This window comes from Sulfurimonas sp. (genome assembly GCF_047622445.1).
Classification (GTDB): Bacteria; Campylobacterota; Campylobacteria; order Campylobacterales; family Sulfurimonadaceae; genus Sulfurimonas.
In genome coordinates this window covers 1-7,688 of the sequence record NZ_JBLHOE010000099.1, presented here as the reverse complement: position 1 = coordinate 7,688, position 7,688 = coordinate 1, and the positions used below count along the sequence as shown (strand labels likewise).

General features: G+C 33.5%; 8 protein-coding genes. 3 read left to right on the top strand and 5 right to left on the bottom strand.

Annotated elements, in window-relative coordinates; all coding sequences use genetic code 11:
* Positions 1–73: 73 nt before the first annotated feature.
* The gene (locus ACI9TV_RS15345; RefSeq protein ID WP_415251695.1) at positions 74–646 is read right to left on the bottom strand and encodes a PEP/pyruvate-binding domain-containing protein; all 573 of its coding nucleotides are present in this window, start codon (positions 644–646) and stop codon (positions 74–76) included.
* 252 nt (positions 647–898) lie between these two features.
* Here ACI9TV_RS15345 and ACI9TV_RS15340 point away from each other — a divergent pair, with 252 nt between their 5' ends.
* The 3 genes from ACI9TV_RS15340 to ACI9TV_RS15330 all read left to right on the top strand — a co-directional run bounded on the left by ACI9TV_RS15340 (position 899) and on the right by ACI9TV_RS15330 (position 3,656).
* Positions 899–1,078 carry a hypothetical protein gene (locus tag ACI9TV_RS15340; protein WP_415251694.1) on the top strand — a complete coding sequence of 60 codons (180 nt, stop codon included), beginning with the start codon at positions 899–901 and terminating at the stop codon, positions 1,076–1,078.
* Positions 1,079–1,167: 89 nt separating this feature from the next.
* Positions 1,168–3,261 carry a copper-transporting P-type ATPase gene (locus tag ACI9TV_RS15335; RefSeq protein ID WP_415251696.1) on the top strand — a complete coding sequence of 698 codons (2,094 nt, stop codon included), beginning with the start codon at positions 1,168–1,170 and terminating at the stop codon, positions 3,259–3,261.
* 11 nt (positions 3,262–3,272) lie between these two features.
* Positions 3,273–3,656 carry a DUF302 domain-containing protein gene (locus ACI9TV_RS15330; protein ID WP_415251693.1) on the top strand — a complete coding sequence of 128 codons (384 nt, stop codon included), beginning with the start codon at positions 3,273–3,275 and terminating at the stop codon, positions 3,654–3,656.
* 25 nt (positions 3,657–3,681) lie between these two features.
* Here ACI9TV_RS15330 and ACI9TV_RS15325 read toward each other — a convergent pair whose 3' ends face one another.
* The 4 genes from ACI9TV_RS15325 to ACI9TV_RS15310 form a co-directional block, all read right to left on the bottom strand.
* Complete coding sequence (locus ACI9TV_RS15325; RefSeq protein ID WP_415251692.1) at positions 3,682–4,548, bottom strand: glycosyltransferase family 2 protein; 867 nt, start codon at positions 4,546–4,548, stop codon at positions 3,682–3,684.
* Positions 4,545–5,366, bottom strand: coding sequence for a polysaccharide deacetylase family protein (locus tag ACI9TV_RS15320; protein WP_415251691.1), 822 nt, complete (start codon positions 5,364–5,366; stop codon positions 4,545–4,547). Before ACI9TV_RS15320 ends, ACI9TV_RS15325 begins: the two co-directional genes overlap by 4 nt.
* The gene (locus tag ACI9TV_RS15315; protein ID WP_415251690.1) at positions 5,363–6,568 is read right to left on the bottom strand and encodes a hypothetical protein; all 1,206 of its coding nucleotides are present in this window, start codon (positions 6,566–6,568) and stop codon (positions 5,363–5,365) included. The genes ACI9TV_RS15320 and ACI9TV_RS15315 overlap by 4 nt, the downstream gene beginning before the upstream one ends.
* Positions 6,558–7,688: glycosyltransferase family 4 protein (locus ACI9TV_RS15310; protein ID WP_415251689.1), on the bottom strand; the 1,131-nt coding region annotated here is incomplete at its 5' end. The genes ACI9TV_RS15315 and ACI9TV_RS15310, both read right to left, overlap by 11 nt.

Sequence of the window (7,688 nt, the reverse complement as noted above, 5' to 3'; positions counted from 1 at the left end):
AAGTGAAATAAATAGAACAACAGATATCCTTCTCGGAGATAAAGGTATCTTTGGTTCATGGAAGTATTATTCCTTAAGCAACAGTCAACTTTAAATATTTTTCATTTAACCTTATCTGTTTTAGTTCCATACTAAGATTTGGAGTAAATGAAAAATGGTTGTATCCTCTACTGTGTCTATAGTGAATCGCTCTGTTACTAAAGAGTGAAGCGTATCTTTCTTGTATCTTTTCACATAAAAGATCAGTACCGCTGTTCCCAATGTACAAATGATTGACCGTATCTAAATGAATGTCTTCTAAACCTATCTTTTGGGTTTTAGAATGTAGGGCTTCATTAAATGCCGCAGTGTCATAGTACGTCGACAATGTATCGTAAACCAAACTTAGTTCATCTCTAACATCAACTGGTAAAGGAGTGTTGAAAATAAGACTCCTAATTTCATCTCCTTTAGTATCTAAAGTTTGAGAATTACTAAAATCACAGTTATTAAGGATTTTTTCTAGCTGACTTTGAAGTGCATCCGTCTGTAAAAACAATAGATAAACATCATCTTTAGTTGTAAAGCCATTTGGTATATTTACCGCTGCACTAGAATGATTGTTATTAGCTTTGTTTGTACAGTTTATGTATTGAAAGTATTTCATAATAAATCCTTTTTTCTATGTATATAAGAAAGTATATACACACTTAATGCAAAATGTTTGCATTTTAGGTACAGTTGATACATAATAAAAAATTATTGGTAATTTCCAAAAGTAATTTTACTTTTTGACCTACTTAAACAGATAAAGCCCTTCACCTTCTATTTGTCTTCTTACACAAACACTACACACTTACTTAGTATACTTGTTTATATAAAGATCAAGAATTTATACTAAAGTTAAAAGGGGTCCGATATGTATGGAATGGGATTTGGTTGGTTATTCTTATTATTACTTATTTTAGCGACGCTCTACTTTCTAAATGAAAACAAAAGAGATGGAGAGTCGGCTAGAGATATACTTGATAAGAAGTATGCAAATGATGAGATTACTGAAGAAGAGTATAAAACAAGGAAAGAAAACCTAGAAAAATAATCAAAGGATAAGTTATGGAAAGTGAAGACAATAGAAGTCATTGTGCGCACCATACATGTAATATCACAGATAATCTTTATACCTGTCCTATGCATCCAGAGATCATACAAGATTATCCTGGAATCTGTTCCAAGTGTGGAATGGCACTGGAGCCGATTACTCTCAAAGCTAATGATGAAAATACTGAATTAGAGTATATGAAAAAACACTTTTTGATTAGTGCAGCTCTTACCCTACCTATTTTTGTTCTCGGAATGACAAACGATTTAGCTCCACAGTACTTACCTGAAAATGTAACAATGCAAGAGATTCAATGGTTTCTTTTTTTATTCTCAATTCCAGTAGTACTCTGGGGTGGATGGCCTTTTTTTGTAAGAGGTTACAACTCAGTTAAAACATGGAATCTGAACATGTTTACCCTCATTACTATCGGTGTCTCAACAGCATGGATATATAGTATAACTGCGCTTCTATTTCCTGAGATTTTTCCTTCCCTTATGCAAACAAAAGAAGGACTAGTTCATGTCTATTTTGAATCTGCAGCAGTTATTATTACTTTGGTACTTCTAGGACAAGTTTTAGAGTTAAATGCCCGGAGTAAAACTAATGATGCCATTAAAACTCTCTTAAATCTTGCTCCGAAAATGGCTCACCTCATAGAAAATAATGGCAATGAAAAAGAGATAAGTCTTGAGGATATTAAAGTAGGAAATAAACTTAGAATCAAACCTGGGGAGAAGATTCCTGTTGATGGTGTAGTTATAAATGGAAGTAGCAATATTGATGAGTCTATGATTACGGGAGAACCTATTCTTGTTCAAAAGTTAGCTAATGATAAACTTATCGGTGCAACTATCAATAAAAATGGTACTTTAGTTATGCAGGCTGAGCGTGTCGGAAGTGATACTATGTTATCTCAAATAATTCAGATGGTATCTTCTGCTCAACGCTCACGTGCTCCGATTCAGAAACTCGCCGACTTAGTATCTGGGTACTTTGTACCTACTGTAGTTCTTTGTGCATTTTTTGCTTTTTTTGGCTGGTGGATTTTAGGACCAGAACCTCGTCTGGCATATGCAGTTGTTGCGGCGGTATCAGTTTTAATTATTGCCTGTCCTTGTGCTTTGGGTCTGGCTACTCCTATCTCCATTATGGTGGGAACAGGTCGTGCAGCACTTTCGGGTATTTTGATAAAAGATGCTCAAACACTAGAGAGTATGGAAAAAGTCACTGTTTTGGTAGTTGATAAAACGGGAACACTTACACAAGGAAAGCCTAAAGTAACAAAACTAGTGACAGCTAAAGGTTTTGATAAAAATAAAGTTTTACAATATGGCGCGAGTTTGGAAAAAGCAAGTGAACATCCACTTGCAGCAGCAGTGCTAGAGTATGCAAAAGAAAAAGAAGTATCTCTCTTAAAAGTTAACAATTTTAACTCTATAACGGGAAAAGGTATAGAAGGTGAAATAGAAAATAAAAAACTTGTACTTGGAAGTGATACATACCTTGAGAGTTTAAATATAGTAGTAGAGGAGCTTGTAACTCAAGCCGATGAAATGCGCAAAGATGCAAAAACTGTTGTCTTTATGTCGATAGACTCTAAAGTAAGTTGTATTTTCTGCATAGAAGATCCAATTAAAGAGACATCACTTGAAGCGATTGAGCAACTCAAGAAAGAGAATATTGAAATTGTAATGTTAAGTGGAGACAATGAAAAAACGGCAAATGCAGTAGCAAAAAAACTTGCTATTAGTAAAGTTCATTCGAATGTTATGCCTAAGGACAAAGGGAACATAGTTAAGCAACTTCAAAGTGATGGTAAAATTGTAGCAATGGCAGGTGATGGAATTAACGATGCTCCTGCACTCGCTCAAGCTAATGTTGGGATAGCGATGGGAACAGGAACAGATGTGGCAATAGAAAGCGCCGGTATAACACTTATAAAAGGTGACTTGTTAGGTATTGTAAAGGTTAGAAAACTAAGTCATGCAACCATGAACAATATCAGACAAAATCTATTTTTTGCATTTATATACAATAGTGCTGGAGTTCCAATAGCCGCAGGTGCTCTTTACCCATTTTTTGGAATATTACTCTCCCCAGTTATTGCAGCTGCAGCTATGAGCTTAAGTTCGGTCTCGGTTATAATAAATGCTTTACGCTTAAAAAATATAAAAATATAAAAGGATGGAAAATGCTTTATATAATTACAACAGATAAAAGCATAGATACTGTGAGAAATGAGATGGAGTTCAAAGCTAAAGAGCTAGGGTTTGGAGTTTTAAAAGAATATAAATTTCAAAATATCCTAAAAAGCAAAGGATATCCTATTGATAAAGATATTACAGTTTTTGAATTGTGTAACCCTATAGCTGCGCAAACTGTTTTATCATCACACCCTGAAGTATCTGTATATCTGCCTTGCCGTATTTCACTATATTTAGATAATGGAAAAACTACATTGAGCACAATTGGTCTTGATGACATGTTACATAATTTTAATTTAGAGGATGAATTAAAAGCACATATGAAAGCTATCTTTGACAAGCTCAAAACTTTACTTGGGAGTTGGGAGTAAAGATATTAATGTTAAAGAGGTAGCTTTACTGATAATTCCCAAAAGTAATTTTACTTTTTGACTTACTTGAAGAGAGAAAACCCTTATAAAAACTCCATGAATATACAATGCGATTAAGTAGTAAGTAAAAAATCCCTTCACTATGTTTGTTCTGTATGTAGTAAAAAGATTCTCTTAAAAATGAAGCTCCAAAAGAAAGAATCGTACTTATGAGTGATAGAGATTTGTGAGGGTAGATATAAACATCTGCTTCACCTTCTATACGTCTTCTTGAAGCTAATTGTTTTAATGTATAGTTATGTGAATGCATTGCTATTGCGTCTTTTACATACGCTATTTTATAGCCTTTGCTCTTTATTTTCACGCCCCATTGTGTGTCTTCTGAACCCCATGCGTCTGTATAGAACTTTTGTGTTTCCCAGATACTTTTTTTCATCGATGCGATAGGGAGTGAATAGTGCATCCATTCTGGTTGATTACCTGTTGTAGTAAATGCTCTCTCATAATCATGCCGCACCCATAAGTCTGCTTCTGGTCGTATGATTTGTCTTCCATAAGATGCGACAACTTGAGTGTTTTCTAGAGGTTGGATAAGTCGAAGTAATGCATAAGGATCAAGTAACACAACATCGGAGTTTATAAAAACTATGAGTTCTGTTCTAGCCTTTTCTATGGCTCTATTTAAAACCTTCCCGGGAAAATAAGTTCCAGATTCAATCGCTAAAAATTGGTGAGGGTATGATTTCACCATTTCCAAGGTAGCATCGCTAGATCCAGAATCAACAATCATAAGTTCTAGATGTATTCCTTTTTGTTTCATTAGTGCCGTAAGTGCTTGATCAATAATCCACTCGACATTGAATGTACGTACAATAACGGTTATAGTTTTCATGCTGCTATCTCCTCTATGTTGAGTAAACTACTCATAAAGACAGTTTCTTTTGTTTGTATATAGTCTAAAATCTTTTTAACAGAAGTAAAGTTATCAGCGAGATACATTGTAATGGGGTGAATTATCATGACAGAGAGTTTTCCTTGTTTCTCATTTTCTTTTAGTTGGTGAAGTACTAACTCCGCCCATTCATCTACATAGTAAGAATCTGAACCAAAATCATCAGACCAGTTATACCGTTTTTGCCATTGCTGGATCCACTCTGGAGTTCTCTCCGCATGGATAATATGCTCATGATCTGGAATAATATTTATAGGAAGATTGTAGATTCCGGATATATCCTTTTTTAAGTTGTGATTATTTTTCATGACACCATCTGAACAGATATTTATACCTAATCTTTGGAGTACACTCTCGGTGTTAATTCCATGCATGTACATGTGATTTCTCCATATATTAATACGTTTTCCTGTTTTAGCATAGATAATATCTATTGTTTTTTTTGTATCGTAGTATTGGTATGCATAGGGTCCATTATAGTTTTTTGTAAATTTATTCCAAATTCGGTGAAGAAGCTCTGGTTTAAAAGCTTCATAGTTGTGACCACCAATTTCTACGTTTGGACTTTTCACAATTGGTTCTACTTCATCCCATTCTTCAACAAATGATTTCCCAGTTATAAAAAATGAACCTCTTATATTCCTTGATTCCATCATTTTTACAAATTCGCCAGCTAAAGACATCTCTGTTTTATCGCTATGCATTTGATTGCCTGTTTTAAGGCTCATATGATGTAAGTCTGCTGTTAAACAAATCATGATTTCTCCAATGTAATGTTATAGGTACGGAGTACATTAACAAAGTTAGTATCTCCATATTGTGACCAAAGTGTTAAAAAACCGTTGAGTAATGCTTCTTCGTTATCGTTATCTATATGAAGAATCTTTTGGAAAAGCACACGATAGTTTCTAGGATAAACTTTATACGCTATATAAGGAAATAAAAGTGAAAGTACCCCTTTTGCTCCAAGTTGCATATAGCTAATAATCTCATTTGATTTTTTCAGTTCCCTAAGTGTAGGAATATTCTTGATTGCATAGAAACATGATTTTAATTTTTGTGCTAGGTTTTGACGAGAATAGCTTTTATTTTCCAATGCAATATTTAAGTAATTATTCCACTCTAGTTGTGGATGAGAAAGATTTATTGTTTCGCAATTTAGATGGATAACTGAAAATATTTCTAAAAGTTCTTTATTCCATAACTTGAGGTCTTTACTTAAATATGTGTCATAATTTGGTCTAAATCTAAAGAGAATAGCTTCAGAATAAAGAGCTTGAATTTTTTTATCTATGCTTGTGGATTCTGCCATATTTGATTGTTTTTGTGCATAACTCCAATGGTATAAATCATTAAAGTACAACAGTGCATCTCCATAGCCTATAATAGCTTTCATAGTATGCTTAATAATTAGCTTTCTTTCCTCTGTAGAGAGAGTGTCTTTACAAAGAAGAAGTCTATTTATAAGTAAAAGGGTACCTCGGTTGACTAGTAGTTGTCTCATGTCTATTGGGTCTATATTGTAGAGAGAGAATGACTCACAATTTTTTAAAAAATCGGAATTCCCAAGTAATGTTTTATGTCCGTAACGCATATCGTAAGTAATTACAAGACCATTGAGCTTCATAAGTTTTTGTTTAGTAATCATAGACATATCAATACCGATATTAAATTTTTTAGAGACTACTTGAAGTAAGGTATTGACAAGCGCTTTTTTAGATGGATTGATATAATCATGATGGATATACAATAGATCTAAATTGTTGTGAGGATGATATATCCCATGTTCTAGAACAATACCGCCCTCACCTCTTCCATATCCACCTATGAGAATTAATGCAACAGTTTGTCCCTCGTAAAATACATCTTTAAATACAGAAGAAATACTTTCTAGTACCTTATGCAGAAACTTCTCAGCTTCTTTATTATTATAATAAGTAAGTTGTTGATTATGCAACATGATATGTATCTTTTTGAATAAGCATACTCAATTGATTATAAAGCTGATGACAGTGTAGTGTTGCGGTAAACTTTGTTTTATACTCTTGATAACCTCGTTGTCCCATTCGACTGATATTTTGTGGATTATCGATAGCGTATTCCAATATTTCACTTAATCCTTGAGAATCATTAGATGTAAAAAGGTGTCCAGTTAATCCATCTTCTAACCATTCAGTTATACCCCCGACATTTGTTGCGATAACAGCTTTAGAATGTTTCATCGCCTCAAGTCCAACAAGGTTAAATGTTTCAGGCGCACGACTTGGTATGACAACAGCATAAGCATTCCAATAGTAACGAGATAACTCATCAGAAGCTATCTTTCCATGGAAAAACACCTGGTGAGATATACCAAGAGCTTTAGCTCTTTTCTCTAGTTCAACTCGTTGCTTACCTTCACCACAAATATCAAGAATGGTATCTTCTTGATTTAATTTTTTAAATGCATCTAGTAAAGTGTCAATACCCTTACCTCGAACAAGTTGACCAACAAATAAAAATCGTTTTGTTTGTGTAATATTGCTTGAGTAATTATGGTTGTTAATAGGAGTTGAAAATAGAGTGATTTTTGATATATTTTCATACTTGAAATTATGAAGTAATAGATGGTTTTTCATGTACTCCGAAGCAACAATTATATGATTAAAGTTTTTCAGTATATCTTGTATAGCAAGTGTATTTGTAATATTGTTGAAAGAAACATAAGGGAAAGAATCCTTTTTATTTATAAAACCAAGACAGCTGTAGCAACCAAGTCCTACTTTTTTTGTACAAGTATGATTTCCAATCGTAGTGTATTTATGTTCACGTAAACAAAAGTTTTTATGATCATGAATAAAACCAACAACAGGAACTTTTAGTTCTGATAGTTGTTGTAATACTTGGGTACTAGATACTTGATGCACATAGATAACATCAGGTTTGATAAGACGCACTTGCTGTTTTAAATCTACCAGTACGCTAGCAAATGAAAAAACTTCTGAGTACTTATAATCTATTCGACTATTTACATTGTAAAGAAGAATATTTTCAACATGGTATTGTGAAGTAAGTGTTTGAGCACTTTGATAGATATATGC

Coding starts and splice junctions, on each gene's coding strand:
- ACI9TV_RS15345 (WP_415251695.1), bottom strand. CDS start 646: ATGAAATACTTTCAATACATAAACTGTACAAACAAAGCTAATAACAAT.
- ACI9TV_RS15340 (WP_415251694.1), top strand. CDS start 899: ATGTATGGAATGGGATTTGGTTGGTTATTCTTATTATTACTTATTTTA.
- ACI9TV_RS15335 (WP_415251696.1), top strand. CDS start 1,168: ATGCATCCAGAGATCATACAAGATTATCCTGGAATCTGTTCCAAGTGT.
- ACI9TV_RS15330 (WP_415251693.1), top strand. CDS start 3,273: ATGCTTTATATAATTACAACAGATAAAAGCATAGATACTGTGAGAAAT.
- ACI9TV_RS15325 (WP_415251692.1), bottom strand. CDS start 4,548: ATGAAAACTATAACCGTTATTGTACGTACATTCAATGTCGAGTGGATT.
- ACI9TV_RS15320 (WP_415251691.1), bottom strand. CDS start 5,366: ATGATTTGTTTAACAGCAGACTTACATCATATGAGCCTTAAAACAGGC.
- ACI9TV_RS15315 (WP_415251690.1), bottom strand. CDS start 6,568: ATGTTGCATAATCAACAACTTACTTATTATAATAATAAAGAAGCTGAG.